12 protein-coding genes are annotated in these 16786 nt (G+C 72.6%); 4 read left to right on the top strand and 8 right to left on the bottom strand.

Features of this window, described 5'->3' with window-relative positions:
* The 4 genes from BUE29_RS08590 to BUE29_RS08605 all read right to left on the bottom strand — a co-directional run bounded on the left by BUE29_RS08590 (position 1) and on the right by BUE29_RS08605 (position 4384).
* Positions 1-855, bottom strand: coding sequence for an ABC transporter permease (locus BUE29_RS08590; protein WP_084180854.1), 855 nt, complete (start codon positions 853-855; stop codon positions 1-3).
* Complete coding sequence (locus tag BUE29_RS08595) at positions 852-1562, bottom strand: phosphocholine cytidylyltransferase family protein (RefSeq protein ID WP_073388608.1); 711 nt, start codon at positions 1560-1562, stop codon at positions 852-854. Before BUE29_RS08595 ends, BUE29_RS08590 begins: the two co-directional genes overlap by 4 nt.
* Before the next feature lie 46 nt (positions 1563-1608).
* The gene (locus tag BUE29_RS08600) at positions 1609-2724 is read right to left on the bottom strand and encodes a glycosyltransferase family 2 protein (RefSeq protein ID WP_073388611.1); all 1116 of its coding nucleotides are present in this window, start codon (positions 2722-2724) and stop codon (positions 1609-1611) included.
* Between the two features lie 76 nt (positions 2725-2800).
* A complete protein-coding gene (locus tag BUE29_RS08605) occupies positions 2801-4384 on the bottom strand; it encodes a stealth family protein (protein ID WP_073388614.1) in 1584 nt (527 codons plus the stop codon).
* A gap of 209 nt (positions 4385-4593) precedes the next feature.
* Between BUE29_RS08605 and BUE29_RS22780 the strand changes: the two genes are divergently transcribed.
* Complete coding sequence (locus BUE29_RS22780) at positions 4594-6198, top strand: methyltransferase domain-containing protein (RefSeq protein WP_073388618.1); 1605 nt, start codon at positions 4594-4596, stop codon at positions 6196-6198.
* Positions 6199-6208: 10 nt separating this feature from the next.
* On the opposite strand, the gene BUE29_RS08615 is transcribed toward BUE29_RS22780, so the two are convergent.
* Genes BUE29_RS08615 through BUE29_RS08625 form a run of 3 tightly spaced genes read right to left on the bottom strand, consistent with a single transcriptional unit; the run spans position 6209 to position 9836 of the window.
* Complete coding sequence (locus BUE29_RS08615; RefSeq protein WP_073388620.1) at positions 6209-7810, bottom strand: stealth family protein; 1602 nt, start codon at positions 7808-7810, stop codon at positions 6209-6211.
* On the bottom strand, positions 7807-8859 hold the full coding sequence (locus BUE29_RS08620; protein ID WP_073388622.1) for a glycosyltransferase: 1053 nt from the start codon (positions 8857-8859) through the stop codon (positions 7807-7809). Before BUE29_RS08620 ends, BUE29_RS08615 begins: the two co-directional genes overlap by 4 nt.
* A complete protein-coding gene (locus BUE29_RS08625; RefSeq protein ID WP_143168072.1) occupies positions 8856-9836 on the bottom strand; it encodes a hypothetical protein in 981 nt (326 codons plus the stop codon). Before BUE29_RS08625 ends, BUE29_RS08620 begins: the two co-directional genes overlap by 4 nt.
* Positions 9837-9970: 134 nt before the next feature.
* Here BUE29_RS08625 and BUE29_RS08630 point away from each other — a divergent pair, with 134 nt between their 5' ends.
* Complete coding sequence (locus BUE29_RS08630; protein WP_143168073.1) at positions 9971-10453, top strand: hypothetical protein; 483 nt, start codon at positions 9971-9973, stop codon at positions 10451-10453.
* Positions 10450-12072: a class I SAM-dependent methyltransferase gene (locus BUE29_RS08635; RefSeq protein ID WP_073388630.1), complete on the top strand. Its 1623-nt coding sequence runs from the start codon at positions 10450-10452 to the stop codon at positions 12070-12072. The genes BUE29_RS08630 and BUE29_RS08635 overlap by 4 nt, the downstream gene beginning before the upstream one ends.
* A 34-nt stretch (positions 12073-12106) precedes the next feature.
* On the opposite strand, the gene BUE29_RS08640 is transcribed toward BUE29_RS08635, so the two are convergent.
* Positions 12107-14857, bottom strand: coding sequence for a bifunctional glycosyltransferase/CDP-glycerol:glycerophosphate glycerophosphotransferase (locus tag BUE29_RS08640; RefSeq protein WP_073388632.1), 2751 nt, complete (start codon positions 14855-14857; stop codon positions 12107-12109).
* A gap of 199 nt (positions 14858-15056) precedes the next feature.
* Between BUE29_RS08640 and BUE29_RS08645 the strand changes: the two genes are divergently transcribed.
* Complete coding sequence (locus tag BUE29_RS08645; protein WP_073388634.1) at positions 15057-16754, top strand: methyltransferase domain-containing protein; 1698 nt, start codon at positions 15057-15059, stop codon at positions 16752-16754.
* The last annotated feature ends 32 nt before the right edge of the window (positions 16755-16786 follow it).

The following is a 16786-nucleotide window of genomic DNA, read 5'->3' on the forward strand; positions in this document are numbered from 1 at the left end:
TCAGACCTCCTTGAGCACCTGGCGCTCCAGGCGTCCGAAGGTGAACAGGCCGAGGACGAAGATGCCGACGCAGATGATCGCGGAGTGCCAGATGATGGGCCAGCGGAACTCGGACGGGAAGAACGTCGCGCGGGCCATGGAGATCGGGCCCACCACCGGGTTGATGTGGTAGATGAACGTGAAGCCGTGCAGCTTCTTGGCCACCGTGTCGATGCTGTAGATGATCGGCGACATGTAGAACAGCAGCCGCAGCACGATCGGGATGACCTTCTCGGTGTCGCGCACCAGGATGTTGATCGGCGCGAGCAGCAGCCCGAGACCGGCCAGCAGCACGAACATCATCACCCACGACAGCGGCAGCAGCAGGATGTGCCACGTGGGCTTCTTCGTGTAGACGAGCGCGAAGATGACGACCACCGGCAGACTCAGGAAGTACTCGACGGCCTTGGAGCAGATCGAGCGCAGCACCCAGAGCTCGCGGGGCACGTTGCTGGAGCGCACCATCTGCGACTCGGAACGCAGGGCACGGGCCGCCCCGGTGACGCCGCCGTTGAACCAGGCCCACATCAGCTGCCCCATGACCAGGAACATGATGTAGGGGTTCTCGCCGGGCACGTTGCGCCCGAACACCTTGACGAAGATGAACCAGTAGACGGCGCTCATCAGCAGCGGGTCGAGCACCGTCCACACGTAGCCGAGCGCCGACCCGGCGTAGCGGACCTTGAGGTCGCGGCGCACCAGCAGGGTGAGGATGCGCCGGTACTGGGCCACCCGCTTGATCCGCTGGACGGCGGTCGCGCGCCCGGACCCGGAGGTGAACCCCTCGGGACGGCTGTACAGGCTGGCCGCGGTCATGCCGGGCCGCCGTGGGTGCGCAGCGAGCGGTTGGCGCGCACGAGGTCGTCGGGGGTGTCGACCTCGACGGCGTCCAGGGCGGAGATGTCCAGGGCGGCGACGCGCATGCGGTCGTGCTCGATGGCGAGCTCGATGCCGCGCTCGAAGTAGTCCTGGTCGGCCACCTCGGCGAGCCGACGCAGCAGCACCGGCTTGTCCGCCGCCGACACGTAGTTGACGCCGACGGCCTCGCCCAGGCCGCCGGTCACCGTCTTGGACAACTCGCGAATCCAACCCTCTTCGTCGACCGTGTACTTCACCTCTTCGTCGGCGACACTCGCGGTGTTGACGGCGACGAAGGACTGCTGTGCATCGATGAGCGGAATCGTAAGAGCCAGCAGGGCCCGGTCGAACACCACGTCTCCGTTCATCCACAGCACGCCGCCGTCGTTCGTGGCGGCGAGGGCCCGGCGCAGGCTCTGCGAGGTGTTGGTCTCGTCGTAGGCCTCGTTGTAGACGAACACCGCCCCGGGGTGCGCCTCGAGGATCATCTCCAGCTTGAAGCCGACGACGACGTAGACCTGCGGATCCCCGAAGGTCTCGGCCACCTTGGCCAGCTGGCCGCCGAGGATGGTGCTGCCGTCGGCGAGGGGGGTCAGCGGCTTCGGGTGCGGTCGCCCGAGCCGGGTACCGCGCCCGGCCGCGAGGATCGCGACCTGCTGCCTCATCGGGCCGCCGGCCCTGGGAGCGTGATGCACGTCATGGCCGACCCGGTCATCGTCCTCCTCCGACCGGCACCCGCCGGCGTCGACCGCGGGCCGCCGTCACCGCGTCCGAGAACATCTCGGCGAGGAACCCGCTGCCCCACGACAGGTGCATGGTGACGAGCACGGCCGGGTACCAGGCACTCGCGCCGCGGGAGAGACCGCGGCGGCTGCGGGCGGCGCCGCCGAGGACGACGGCGAGGTAGCCGGCCGGTGCCGCGCCGGCGATCGCGCCGACCACCCGGTTGCGTCGTGTGGCGGCGTTGCCGATCAGCGTGGCCGCGGCGGCCCCGAGCACGAACGTCGTCCCGGGGGCGGCGAGGTAGCGGGCGCTGGCGGTGGCCGGGTAGGCGCGGATGATCTGCCATCGCCAGCGTCCCGAGCCGTGGAACTGCGTGGCGAGCCGGCGCAGGTTGGGCCGCGGCCGGTACGTGACCTGCAGCCGCGGGTCGAACCACACCGTCTCGCCGAGGTCGCGGATGCGGTGGTTGAGCTCCCAGTCCTGCGCGCGGGCGAAGTGCTCGTCGAAGCCGCCGGTCTTGTCCAGGACGGAGCGGGTGAACACACCCAGGTAGACGGTGTCGGCCGGGCCGGCCTCCCCGCCGACGTGGAAGGGCACCGAGCCGAGCCCGATCGGCTCGGACATCGCCCGGGCGACGGCGCGCTCGAAGGTGGTGGAGCCCTCCGGGACCATCATCCCGCCCACGTTCGCCGCGCCGGTGCGCTGCAGGACGTCCACCGCGGTGCGGACGTAGGACGGCGGCAGCGTCGCGTGCCCGTCGGTGCGCACGACGACGGTGGTGCCGGGGCCGATGGCGGCGATGGCCCGGTTCAGCCCGGCGGGCGTCCGGCCGGTGGGGTTGTCGACGACCTGCATCCGGTCGGCGTGCTCGCGGGCCAGCCGATCGGCCAGGGCGCGGGTGCTGTCGCGGGAGGGCCCGACGGCGACGACGAGGTCCAGCGGGCCGTCGTAGTCCTGCGTGAAGACGCTCTCGACGGCCGCGGTGAGGTGCTTCTCCTCCTCCAGCGCCGTCATGATCACGGTGACCGTCGGCGGCGGTGCCGGGGACGACCCGACACCGGAGGCGTCCGCGGCGTCGGCGGCGTCGTCGGGGGCGGCGGACATACCCCGAATCTAGCCGTCCCCGTTCCGGGAGCCCGGCAAGCTCGCGCGGCGAGCACGCTGGCTCACACCGGCGCGCTCATTCGCCGGGGATCTCCCAGGGCGCCTGGAGGGGGAAGTACTCGCCGAAGAACCGCGTCAGCGCCTCCTCGGCGACCACCGGGTCGATCTCCTCGGTGCCCATGTCGTTGAGGCAGAACGACTGCGGCCGGCGGCGCAGCACTCCGTCGAGTGCGCGCGGCGTCGTGGCCCGGCCGATGTCCTGGTACTGGTAGGTCCACTCGCCGGGGACGGCCCGGCCGAGCGCGAGCGCGTAGGACTGCTGCAGCGACGACGGGATCGAGTGGTCGGCCGGGTGCCGGAAGCGCGATCGGGCGACCGCCTCGAACAGCTCCGGGTGGCGCCGCTCCATCTCGGCCAGGACGCTGCGCAGCTGCGGGTGCGCGGCGTGCTGGTACTTACGGCGCACGGTCAGCCCGAAGTCGTGCTCGAGGAGGTCGCGCTGGTTCTTCGCCGCGGTGATCGCCGGCAGGTCGCGGGCCGTCGGCGGGTCGAGGTCGATGGTGTCCTTGGACAGGAACACCTTCTGCAGCCCGTTGCCGAGGAAGAACAGCTCGGGCTCCACCGGCCGGCCGAAGAACATGTCGTCGTTGAGGTAGAGGTAGTGCTCGGCGAGGCCCTCGATGTGGTGCAGCCGCGACTCGATGGCGTGACTGTTGAACACGGGCAGCGCCGCGTGGTCGGGGAAGATGTCGCGGTGGTCGACCACCTGGATCTTCGGGTGGGTGGTGTCGAGCCACTTCGGCACCTGGTCGTCGGTGACGACGAAGACGGTCCGCACCCAGCTCGCGTACATCGCCACCGAACGCAGCGAGTACCGCAGCTCGTCGCGGCTGGCGTAGCGCGAGGCATGGGCGGCCGAGGCGTTGAGGTCGCTGCCGGGGGCGTAGGCGGAGCGCCTCGCCTGCCACGCCGGGTCGTCGCCGTCGACCCACGTGTAGACGATGTCGATCGGCTCGGTGACCTCGAAGGCGTCGGGCCGCGGGTCGGCGACGACCCAGTGGGGGGTCGACGACGTGGCCCGAGCCCAGGTCTCGGGCGTCAGGTAGGCGGCGACGCCGTTGCGCGACGGGGCGAGCAGCGTGCCGGGCCGGTGCTCGCCGCCCTCGGTGCGGCACGTGCCGGCGTCGGTCACGAGCGGCCAGAAGCCGATCTCGCAGCTGGTGTCGTCCCCGCACAGCACCTGGCCGCCGGGCGCGGCCAGGACCCGGTGCACGGTGACGACGGGGGCGCGGTGGCGGCGGCTGCCCGCCGGCTCGACGACCCATCCCGGGCCGGCGAGGGCGCTGTCGAGCGCGGCCATCGCCGCCTCGCGGTCGGCGGCGGCGACCGCGACCTGGCGCACGGTGCGGTGGGGACCGGGCACGAGGGCGTGGGGGACGTCGCGGTGCGTCAGGGCGTCCACGACGGCGGCGGCGACCTCGGCGCGGACCTCGTGCGCGGCGAACGAGGTCACCGACTGGGGGGTGACCCCCCGGCCGACCCCACGGGAGACCGGCCGCGTCAACCAGGGGGTCTCGCGGTGCTGGAGTCGCTGCGCGCGTTGACGCATGGGTTCGGGGAAGCGGCCGAGCAGGCGTGGGTGGTTCAGCCGGCCCGCCATGCGCAACCTCCTCTCACCGTGCCGTTCGCCCGCAGGTTACCGGCCGTACGCCGGGTCGTCCGAAACGCGGTTCGGTAGCGTTCAGGCCGCACGTCGCCGCGCAGCGCTCGGTGCGGGCCCGGCCAGACCGGGCCCGCGGGGCGCCGACGAGACGTGCCAGAGCCGTCATTGAGTCCGGAACCGCGAGTCCGAAAGAGGCAGCCACCACCATGACCAGCACGCACGCCGGGCCCGTCGGCAGCAACGGTCTCGTCGAGACCTTCGACCGCGACACCGTCAGCGGGTGGGTCGAGGTCTCGCCCGACGCCGAGCCCACGCGCGTCACGCTGCACGTCGACGGCACCGAGGTGGACGCGGCGTTCGCCGCGGACCCGGCCGAGCGCCACGTGAGCGGCACCGCCCGGCAGTTCTCCTTCGCGCTCGCCGACCTGTGGGACTTCGTCGGCCCCGGCAACCGGTTGTCGGTGCGAGTGGGGACGCGCGCCCTGCCGATCGCCGGCAGCGGCATGGTGCACGTGCCCGACGCCGCCGGCACGCGCACGCCCGCCGATCTGGCCCAGCGTCTCGCCGCGGGCGAGGTGTTCAGCCGCACCGGCGCGCTGCAGCTGTCCAAGACGCTCGACACCGCCTGGCAGGGCGGGGTGCTGGAGCTCTACGGCCGGGTGCGCGCCTACCTGGCCGAGGCCTTCGGCTACGACGCCGTGCTGGCGTACGGCACGCTGCTCGGCGCCGTGCGCGAGGGCGGCTTCATCGGCCACGACCTCGACTTCGACGCCGCCTTCGTGTCGTCGCACCGCGACGCCGCGGCCGCGGCACGCGACCTGCGCGACATCGGCTTCGCCCTCATCGACGCCGGCCTCGGCGTCCACGCCCGCCCCACGTCGTTGAAGATCACCGTGCCCGACCAGCCGGGCGTGCTCGTGAACCTGTACCACCTCTACGTCGACGAGAGCGGGACGGTGCAGTTCCCGCACGGCGTCGCCGGCAGCGGGACGCTCGCGCCGTGGAACACGACCGAGGAGGTCGACTTCGCCGGCGCCAAGGCGCTCGTGCCGAGCGGTGCCGACACCGTCCTCGAGCACGTCTACGGCCCCGACTGGCGCACCCCGAACCCGGGCTTCAGCTGGGCGACCGAGCGCACCGCGCAGGCCAGCGACGGGTTCCTGCCCGCGCCGGTCGTCGAGGAGATCTACTGGGCCGACTTCTACGCCCGCACCGTCTACACCACCGGGTCGACGTTCCAGCAGCTCGTGCAGTCGCGCACCGACGTCCCCGACACGGTGGTCGACATCGGCTGCGGCGACGGGCGCGACTCCTACGCCTTCGCCGGCGGCGGCCGGGCGCGGGTCACCGGGCTCGACCGTTCGCACGTGGGCGTCCGGCAGGCCACCAGGAAGGCCGAGCAGATGGGCTACGGCGGCACGCTGTCCTTCAGCGCGTGCGACGTCGGCGACGCGGCGCTGCTGCGCCAGACGCTGCAGGCGGCTCGCGGCGGGGACGCGCCAATGACGTTCTACCTGCGCTTCTTCCTGCACTCGATCCCCGAGGACGTGCAGAAGGTGCTGATGGGCGTCGTCGCCGAGTGCTCGCGGCCGGGCGACTACATCGCCGCCGAGTTCCGCACCGACCGGGACGAGACGATCGCCAAGGTGCACGGCAACCACTACCGGCGCTTCCAGAACGGGCCGGCCTTCGGTCGCTCGCTGCGCGAGACCTACGGCTTCACCCCGCTGCTCGAGCAGGAGGGCAACGGCTTCTCGCCCTACAAGGGCGAGGACCCGCAGCTGTACCGCGTCATCGCCCGCCGGGGCTGAGCGCCGCCGGTCACCCGTCGGCACGCTCCCAGGGGGCGGCCAGCGGGTAGTAGTCGGCCAGGAACTCCGCGACGACGGTGTCGTCGAGCGGCTCCTCGCCCGGCTCCGGCGCGTCGTTGAGGCAGATGGTGTCGATGTCACGGCCGCGCAGGATGCGGCGCAGCCGGTGCACCGACCGGGCGACGCCCACGTTGACGTACTCGTAGGTGAACTCGGTCCGCGGCACCGGCACCGCGCGCGCCGTGGCCTGGGCGTAGTAGTGGAAGAGCTGGTCCTGCGCGATGTCGGTGTGGTGCCGGAAGCGGTGCCCGGCGGTGGCGCGCAGCTCCGCGGCGAAGCGCTCCTCCAGCTCGTAGTTCACCGAGCGCACCTGCGGGTAGGGCGTGTGACGGATCGAGTTCGAGATCGACACGTCGAGGTCGCGCTCGAGCACGGTCCGGATGTTCTTCGAGATGTTGAAGTGCGGCGCGTCCTCGCTGTGCGCCGCACCGAACGGGCGGGTCAGCCGGCTCGGGAACATCTTCGTGATCCCGTTGCCGAACCAGAAGTTCTCCGGTCGCACGTCCCGGCCGAGGAAGATGTCGTCGTTCAGGTACAGGTAGTGCTCGGCCAGGCCCTCGATGTGGTGCAGCTGGGTGATGATCGCGCTCGAGTTGAAGACGGGCAGCACGCTCGGGTCGGTGTAGATGTCGCGGTGGTCGACGACGGTGATGCGATCGTCGTCCGGGTCCAGCCACGCGGGTACCTGCTGGTCGGTGACGAGGAAGATCCGCCGGATCCACGGGGCGTACATCGCCAGCGAGCGCAGCGAGTAGCGCAGCTCGTCACGGCTCAGGAAGCGGTTCACCGCCAACGACTCGGGGTGGTACTCGACGCCCTCGGAGTCCGCGCGAGCCCGCAGCATGCGCTCCCGCCAGGCCGGGTCGTCGCCGTCGACCCAGGTGTAGACGGCGTCGACCTCGAACGTCGCCTCGCCGAGCATCGCGCGGTCGAACAGGGCGATGGACGGCCGGCTCCGGCCGTCGACGGTGATGGTGGCGTCCGCGAGCAGGTCGTCGCTCGTCTCCACCGCCGCCGCGTTCCGCCGCGAGGCCAGCACGACGTGCGGGTCGGTCTCGCTGACGGTCCAGAACTCGATGCCGACGGCGTACTCGAGGCCGTAGAGCAGACTGCCGCCGGCGACTGACCAGAACCGGGCCAGCAGCAGCGAGCCGCAGTGGCTCGGCAGCGCGCTCATCGACTCCGGCGTGAGGGGGCGGACCGCCTGCGGCGCCAGCGCGCGCGGGTACCGCTCCTGGTAGTGCACGGCGGGGCCCGCGAGCCGGGCGAGGGCCCGCAGCGCGTCGTGGCGACCGCCGGGCGGCACGCCGATGCGGATGCCGCGGTGCATGCCGGGCTCGATGATGGGCTTGACCACGAAGCCGCGGACACCGGCGTCGGCGAGGGCGGCCAGGACGTCGTCGGCGAGGTCGTTGCGGGCCTCCCGCGGGGTGAGCCGGTCGACGCGCCGGTACGCGAAGCCGTCGACGGTGACGACGTCGCGGTCGACACCGCCGTGGTCACCGCCACCGTGGTTGCCGACGTCGCCGGTGTCGTGGTTCGTCCCGGTCACCTCGTGTGCACCTCCGCTGCGGGTGGTCGTTCGGCCATCACCTCGGCGATCAGGCGGGCGATGTCGGCGTCGCGTTCCACGGGCGACACCGGTCGCTGCGCGCGGACGGCCGCGGCCATGCCGGCGCGCACCGGATCGTCGCACGCCGCGAGCAGCGCCTCGGCGATGGCGTCGGGTTCATTGCGCTCGAGCACCCAGCCGGTCTCGCCGTGGCGGACGAGCCGTTGCACGGCAGGCACGGTGGCGGCGCCCAGCACGGGCACGCCGGCGGCCAGCGCCTCGAGGACCGACAGTCCGTTCGCGTCGTTGGGCTGCGTCCGGACCACCAGGCCGGCGTCGAGGTAGTGGGTCGGCAGGTCGTGGCGGGCACCGAGCAGGATCGCGCGTCCCACGAGACCCGCGTCCTCGATCGCCTGGGTGAGCAGCCGGGTCCCGCCGCCCGCGCCGACGATGCGCAGCTGCCAGCCGGCGAGGCCGGGCAGCGCCAGGCGGAACGCCTCCACCACGTCGACCAGCGTCGTGTCGGTCGTCACCTGACCCACGGCGAGGACGACGGGCGCGAGCGCCGTCGCGAGGGGTGCGTCCTGCGGGAGCACGAAGTCGTCGCACGCGACCACGCGGTGGGCGGCGATGCCCGCGTCGCGGGCGAACGCGACCGGGTCGATCGAGAGGGGGACGACGACCCGGCTGGCCGCCGGGATCGAGCGGAGGAACAGCTCGTTGCGCAGGGCGGACATCGCGTTGCCGTGCAGGAAGTGGACGATGCGCATGCCGCCGTGTCGGCGGGCGGTGGCCGAGGCGAGGCTGCGCGCGGAGGTGGTCATCACGACGTCCGCCCGCGCGACCAGCGCCTCCCCCGACAATCCGGCCAGCGCGTGGACGCCCCGGTACGGCGAGGCGTCCTGGGCGCGGGTGGCGGGGTCGCGCGACAGGACGACGAGGCGGCTGGTGGCCACGGTCCGCAGGGCGTGCATACGCCGGCGGGTCATCGTCAGCGCGCCGTTGGGTCGCAGCGACTCGGCGATCCAGGTGAGCCTCGGCCGGCTCATCGCGGCGGGCCCGTGCTGATCCGCAGCACGTTGTCCTCGGCGTAACCGGTGGCGACGTCGGCCACGCCGTCGTCGGTGCGCACGAGGAAGGCGGCGGTGTCCTCGTGCAGCGGTCGCGCGTCGAGCGGCTGACGCAGCGGCGTCCACGTCCCGGCGGCGGACCCCCCGACGGCGGCCAGCCACCGGACCGGGTGGGCGCGCACGAGATCGCCCAGCGGGACCGACACGCGCCGTCGCCCGTCCGCGCCGACGGTGCCGGCCAGCTCGACCCGTTCGCCGTCGGCACCGTCCAGGCGCAGGGCGGCCTCGCCCGTGCCGTCCCAGCCGATCTCGAGCGTGCGCAACCCCGGCGCGAGCGAGTGTGCGACGAAGGGACCTCCGGAGAGCGCGCCGAGCAGTCGCAGTCGGCCGTCGCGGGCGAGGGCGAGCCGTGCCGGCGCACCGGGCGGGTCGGCCAGCGTGTCGCGCGAGGTCACGAACACGTCGACGCTGCGCCGCCCGGTGACGACGCGCAGCTCCGCGGTCGCGCCGGCGAGCACCGCCGGCGGGACCGGCGCCACCAGCCGGACGGCGCGGTCGCCGGGGACCGCGAACGCCGCCACCTCGACGGTCTCGGTCGGTGTCGAGAACGCGACGGCGTGCACGTCCGCACAGCGGTCGGTGGGCCCGGCGAGGGAGAGGCTGAGCTCGCCGCCGCCGCTCACGGCCGCGCCGCGCAGCTCCAGCTCGCCGGCCGCCGACCGTCGTGCGCGGTGCGTCCGACGCGAGAGTGCGAGCGTGACGTCCTCGAGCGAGCTCCACGAACCGGACCGCAGCGTCTCGCGCAGCCGGACGGCGCGGGCCAGGGTGGCGCCGACCAGGAGGTAGGCGCGCAACTCGGGCGAATCGCGTTCGAGCGACACGCGGTAGCGACGCCCCACGGCGAGCCGGGCGCGGTGGCTGCCGCGCCGTGCCGCGCCTCGCAGAATCGCTCGCACGTAGCCGCCTCGCCGTCCCGATCGCCGTGGTGCGCGCCGTGCGCCGCCCGCCGCCTGGACCCTATCGCGCGCGCTCCCGGACCCTCGTTCGCAGCGTCGTCGCAGGCCCGAACCGCTGGGGTAGCGTGACCGGCATGTCGATCCGGGGCGTCATCCGCGACGGTGTCGACAGGCTCGCGCGGCGCGGGCGGGCGATGACGGCGTCGTCATCGCAGGCGCGACCCGAGACCGCCGAGCACACCCCGGCCGGGCTCGTCGAGTCCTTCGGCCGCGAGCGGGTCACGGGGTGGATAGCCCCGCCGCCGGGCAGCGGCCCGGTGCATGTCGCGCTGCTGGTCAACGGCACCGAGGTCGCCGCGACCGACGCCGTCGCGCCGGCCGAGCGCGAGGCGTGGGCACCCACCGTCGGCTTCGGCTTCGCCATGCGCGAGCTGTGGCCCTACCTGCGCACCGACCACAAGGTGACGGTGCGGGTCAACGGCCGCTCGCTGCCCATCGTCGGCCACGGCATGTACTTCGCGCCCCCGCGCAACGGCAAGCACGGTCTGCGCACGCTGCGCGAGCTGCAGGCGCAGGGACGCGGGCCCGACCTGCGCGCCGCCGACGTGCCCGCATGACGCCGGCCGACGCCGCCGCGGGCTCTCCCCGTCGCGTCCCGGGCGCGGTCGAGCAGTTCAAGCAGGACCGCATCGTCGGGTGGGTCGCGGTCGCCGACGACGCGCCGGCCAGTCGCGTCACGCTCGAGGTCAACGGGCAGCGGGTCGCCGCGACCTGGTCGAGCGAGCCGGACGACTCCCGACGCAACTGGGGCGTGGTCCGGCCGTTCCGCTTCTGGCTGCGGGACCTCTGGGACTTCCTGTCGCCGGACGACGCCATCACGGTCTGCTTCGACGGCCGGCCGTTGCCCATCGCGCGTCGGGGCATGCTCGCCCGGCCCGAGACCGCCGGCGAGCGATCGGTGACCGAGCTGTTCGAGCTCCTCGCCGCGGACCACATCTTCGGTCAGACCGGTCGGTTGCAGCTGTCGAAGACGGTGGACACGGCGTGGCAGCGCGATGTCCTGGCGCTCTTCGGCGAGGTCCGCGCGCTGCTGGCCGACCGGTACGACTACGACCCGTTCTTCGTCTACGGCACGCTGCTGGGCGCGGTGCGCGAGCAGGGCTTCATCGGTCACGACCTCGACTTCGACAGCGCCTACGTCTCCCGGCACACCGACGGCGCCGCCGCGGCCGCCGAGCTGCGCGACATCGCGTTCGCGCTCGTCGCCGCCGGCTACGCGGTCGAGAGCTTCCTGACCCACCTGCACATCGTCGACGCGGCCGGCACCCGCATCGACCTGTTCCACCTCTACTTCGACGACGAGGGCCGGCTGAGCTTCCCGTTCGGGATCGCCGGTCCGGGACGGATCACGCGCGACGAGTGGCAGGGCGTGCACGAGATCGAGTTCCTCGGCCATCGCGGCGTCGTGCCACGCCAGGCGGAGCGGCTCGTCGAGCACATGTACGGCCGGGACTGGCGCGACCCCAAGCCGGGTTTCATGTGGTACCTCGACCGGACCGACCGGGCGCCGGCGGGGATCATGCCGCCGGACATGGTCGAGGAGATCCGCTGGCAGGACCACTACAGCCGGAGCGCGATGCAGGAGCCGTCGCCGTTCGCGCGGCGGCTGACGGCGCTGGCCGACCTGCCGGCCACCGTCGTCGACCTCGGCGCCGGCGACGGGCGGGACGCGGTGGCCTTCGCCGACGCCGGCGTGCGCTCGGTGACCGCGATGGAGCGGGCGCCTGCGGCGCTGGACCTGCTGCGGGGCAGCGCGGCCGGTCGTGCCGGCCGGGTCGACGCGGTCGAGGTCGACCTCGCCGACGCGGCGGCCCTGCGCGAGGCGATCGCCCAGGCCCTGACACGACGCCCCGACGGGACCGGCCCGGTCCTCTACCTGCTGCGCTTCGTGCTGCACGCCGTCGACGAGGAGACCGAGCGGACGCTGCTCGACGTGCTCGCCGGGGTGACCGTCCCCGGGGACCTGCTGGCGGTGGAGTTCCGCACCCGCGCCGACGAGGACCTGCCCAAGGCCCGCACCGGTCCGCGGCGTCGCTTCCTCGACGGGGACGCGTTCCTGGCCGAGGTCGGCGCCCGCATGGCCACCGACGTCGTCGAGCGCAGCGAGGGCACGGGCCTGTCGCCGGTGCCGGGCGAGGACCCGCAGCTGTGCCGCCTCGTGCTGCGGCGGGTCTGAGGCGCCGGGCCGGCCGACCGCCCGGTGCGGGACCTCAGTGCTGCAACTCCTCGGCGACGGGGCGCCCGTCGAGCACGGACTTCGGGTCGAGCTTGAGGTAGCGCTCGTCGTAGGGCATGCGCTTCGTGATCGCCGCGATCGCGTCGTACGTCCGCTGCGAGCACCGGCCGTCCCGGAACGGGAAGGTGTCGCGCATCCGCTCGGCGTAGACCGGCTCGGCGGCGCCGTCACGCCGCATGACCGCCGCCACGGCCGCCACGGCCTCGTCCGCCTGCGTCGTCACCGGCCCGAAGCCGTCCGTCTCGTACCGCCAGGTGCCGCGCCGGTAGGCGTGACCGCCGTCGAAGAAGTCCTCCTGGTCGAACTGGAAGTACACGACTGGCCGCTCGATGTAGGCCATCTCGAAGCCCATCGAGGAGTAGTCGGTGACGAGCGCCGCGCTCCTGGCCAGCAGCTGCTGGATGTCGACGTCGCGGAAGCGGTACACCTGGACCCAGTCCGGCAGCGGGCTGCTGTCGAGGTAGGTCTGCATGTTCGGGTGCGGGACGAAGGCGATGCGGTACCCGTGCTCGTCGGCGAGCCGGTGCAGCTCCTGCGACTCGATGACCGTCCGCCACTGCCGGGCGTACTCGGAGCTCCAGAAGTCCGCTCGCAGCGCCCGGTCGTTGCCCCCGGCCACCTGGTCGAGGACGAGGCCGCGGCGCCAGGTCGGCATGACGAGGATCAGCTTGGGGTCCCGACCGTCCTCCCCCGTCGCGAGCCGGTGCAGCCGGTCGTGACGCGGGAAGCCGGTGAGCGCGACCTCGTGGTCGCCCCAGATGTAGGGCGAGGTGTCCGCGACGATCGCGTCGCGCTCGGCGGGCGTGGCGGTGATCATGAGCTCGATGGGCTTGGGGTTGATCCAGATGGACAGGTCGTCCTTGGTCACGCCGTGCTGCAGGAACGTGTAGTGCCACGTGTTGACGCGGTCCTTGCCGAACAGTCGTGCCGGCAGCGGTGACGTGATGTACCCGTCGATCTGGGACGACACGACGTGCTCGCAGTTGAGCAGCGCGATCTCGTGCTCGCGCGACTTGTGCGCGAGCAGCCGGAACCCGTCCTTCGCGAGCCGGTCCCAGTCGTTGCTCTCGCGCGCGAGCACGAACCACGCGTTGACGTCGGGGCGGTTGTCGCGCAACCACCGGTAGAGGTGCTCGGCGTTGTCCTTGGCCTGCGAGTCACGGTCGATGAGCAGCCACGCCCCCGCGAACTTGCGGCGGAAGTACGGGGTGTCGGCCAGCCGGACGGTGTTGTCGGCGCGGCGTTGCTCGCGCTGCTCCTCGTCGCGCAGGTCGCGGATCCGCTCGAGGCCGTCGCGCTTGAGGCGACCGAGAGCGGGACGCAGCCCGGCCGGGCGCGGCTTGGGCTCCGGACGGTCGCGGTCGCGGTCGAGGTCGGGGACGAGACCGGCCCGGATCGCGGTGGGGCCGACCAGCATGGCCCGCGTCTCGACCGGCCCCACCCGCAACGGGACGCGCGTGCCGTCGAGGGTGACCGACAGCGAACCGTCCGAGGGGAGCCACACGACGCGCTCGGTGAGCAGGGTGCGGCCGTAGAACGAGCACGGCCGCGTCTTCGCGAATACCGGTGCGACGGTGAAGCCGCGGGCGCGGAACTCCTCCACCGGCGCGTCGCCGGTGTAGAACCAGTGCAGCCGGACGAGCCCGCGGCCGCTGTCCATGCGGTCGATGAAGACGGTGGTGGGTCGCGGGTCGCACTTCTTGAAGTACATCCGCAGCGCGTTGCGGATCTCGACGTCGATGCGGGTCACCCGGTACGCGTCGACGGCGTCGACGTCGATGTGCTCGAGGCACTCGGCGAGGAGCTCGAAGAAGCCGTCGCTGACGTCGCGCGGCACGGCGGCGGTCGGCGACGGGCTGCGCCGCTCCTGCTTGAAGTAGCCCATGATGTCGTACAGCACCATGTTCTGGATCCACGGCGGCGCACTGCCGTCGTGCTCGGCGGCCGCGATGCGCAACGCGTCGAGCCAGCCGCGGGGCACGCTCAGGAACTTGCCGGGATTGCGCCACTGGCCGTCCATCAGCGAGCTGCCGTCCGAGCGCCGGCGGTAGAAGTACTGGGCCTCGGCGATCATGGCGATCCGCGGCCGCTCGAACTTGCTCAGGTAACGGGCGGTGAGGTGCCCGTCCTCCCACACCGGCTGGATCCGGCCGTCGTAGCGCAGGTCGTACTGCTGCATCACCTCGCGGCGGAACAGGCCGGTGTTGGCCGCCACGTGGATGAAGTAGGGGTGCCGGCCGAGGTCGATGACGCGCGTGCCCTCGTCGAAGCGGAACCGCAGCGGATGGGTGTCGCTCTCGGTGGCGGTGTCCTCGTTGAAGTAGATGAAGCGACCGGCGACGATGTGGACCTTGTCGGCCTTGGGCGAGCGGACGAACGTGGTCATCGCCGCCCAGTAGCCGGGGCTGAAGAAGTCGTCGGGATCCGGGAACGTGACCCACTCACCGGTGGCGACGTCGAGACCGGCGTTGCGGGCCGAGGACAGCCCGCCGTTCTCCTTGCGCACCAGACGCGCGTCGAGTGCGGGGTGCTGCGCGATCCAGTCCGTGATGATCTCGGCGGAGTCGTCGGGCGATCCGTCGTCGACGAAGACGAACTCGACCCCCGTCAGGTCGCCGGACTGCCGATCGATCGAGGCGAGGAACTCCGGCAGGTACTCGGCGACTCCGTAGGTCGGCATGACGGCGGTGATGGTGCCCCGGCTGCCGCTGGCGAAGGTTCCCACGAGGTGTCCGTCTCCCCTGCTGGTGCGCTGCCGGCTCGTGTGAGTCGGAACGTCACGTTTGCGTCACCGCGAAGACCTTACCGGGGGGACGGCGCCGGTCCCGACGAGCGGACACGCGCCGCGGCGGCGGTGACCCGGTGCCGCCCACCGGCCCGAGTAGGGTCCACACGGTCGTTTCCCCAGTTGCGAGGTGTGCAGGATGTCCGATCGCGCAGTCACCACGGCGCGCGTCGCCGCCGCCGTGCGTCGTCGGGTCCGGACCACCCGCAAGCGCGTGGCGCGCCGGCTCGGTGGCACGCCGGCACCCGCTCCACGCGGCCGGCGGCTGCCGGGGCTGGTCGAGGAGTTCTCCAACGGCCGGGTCGCGGGCTGGGTCGCGGTCGACCCGCAGGCCGCCCCCGTCCGCATCGCGTTGCGCGCGGGCAACCGCGACATCGCCGCGGCCTGGGCCGCCGACGTGTTGGACGACCGGCACAACTGGGGCGAGGTCCGCGGCTTCCAGCTGCGCCTGCGCGACGTCTGGTCCTACGTCTCCCCCCGCGACAAGCTGACCGTCCGGGTGAACGGCAAGTCCCTGCCGATCGCCGGGCACGGCATGTACCTGGTGCCGAAGCGCAAGGGACGCAGCAACCTGGCCAAGCTGGGCGTGCTGCTGGACTCCGGTCACGTGTTCGGCCAGGGCGGCCGGCTGCAGCTGTCCAAGAAGCTGGACACCGAGTGGCAGGACACCGTGATGGGCCTGTACGAGCGCGTCCGGCAGGTGCTGCACCGCGCGTACGGCTACGACGTGTTCTTCGTCTACGGGACGCTGCTGGGCGCGGTGCGCGAGGGCAGCGTGATCGGCCACGACGTCGACTTCGACTGCGCGTTCGTCTCCCGTCACAGCGAGGGCCCGCTGGCCGCCGCCGAGATGCGCGACATCGGCCTGCTGCTGGTCGACGAGGGGTTCGACGTGGACTGCCGCCGCACCGCGCTGCACCTGCACGACGCCGACGACCCGAAGGTTCGCATCGACCTGTTCCACCTGTACTTCGACGAGAACGACCGGCTCGCCGCCCCGTTCGGCGTCGCGGGGACGAACGTCATCACCCGCGACGAGTGGACCGGCATGACCGAGATCGACTTCTGCGGCGGGCGCGGGCTCGTGCCGAGCGTCGCCGAGAAGTTCGCCGAGCACCTCTACGGCGCGTCGTGGCGGTTGCCCAAGCCGGGCTTCGAGTGGAACCGCGAGCGCACCGACCGCGCGCGTGCCGGCATCCTGCCCTTCGACTACACGACGACCGTGCTCTGGGAGAACGCCTACGCGCACCGGCCTGCGCAGGCCGAGCCGACCTCGTTCTTCACGGCCGTCACCGGCCGCGACGACCTGCCGGGCACCGTCGTCGACATCGGGTCGGGCGACGGCCGGGACACCGTGGCGTTCGCCGCGACCGGTCGCCGCGTGCTCGGACTCGACCGCTCCCCGCGCGGGGTCGCGCTCGCCGCGGCGCGGGCCGACGCCGGCACCGCCGAGTTCGCGCGCTGTGACATCCAGGACGACGCCGAGCTGCGCGCCGCGCTCACGACGTTCCTGGCGGCGACCGACGGCCCGACGCTGTTCTACTTCCGCTTCCTGGTGCACGCGATCACCACACGGGCGGAGCAGACGCTGCTGCACGTGCTCGGTGAGGTGTCACGTCCCGGGGACGTCGTCGCGGCCGAGTTCCGGACCGATCTCGACACCACGCTGCCGAAGGCCTTCGGCAACCACGTCCGGCGCTTCGTCCCGGCCGCGGCGTTCGACGGGCGGCTGACGGCGGCGGGTTTCGACACGATCGACGTGACCGACGGTGTCGGGCTGGCGCCGTTCGGCAAGGAGGACCCGCAGCTGCACCGGGTGCTCGCGCGCCGCCGCTGAGGCAGCCGCGTTAAGCGATCCTCAAGAACGCC

Origin of the sequence: Jatrophihabitans endophyticus (assembly GCF_900129455.1) — a bacterium.
Classification (GTDB): domain Bacteria; phylum Actinomycetota; class Actinomycetes; order Mycobacteriales; family Jatrophihabitantaceae; genus Jatrophihabitans; species Jatrophihabitans endophyticus.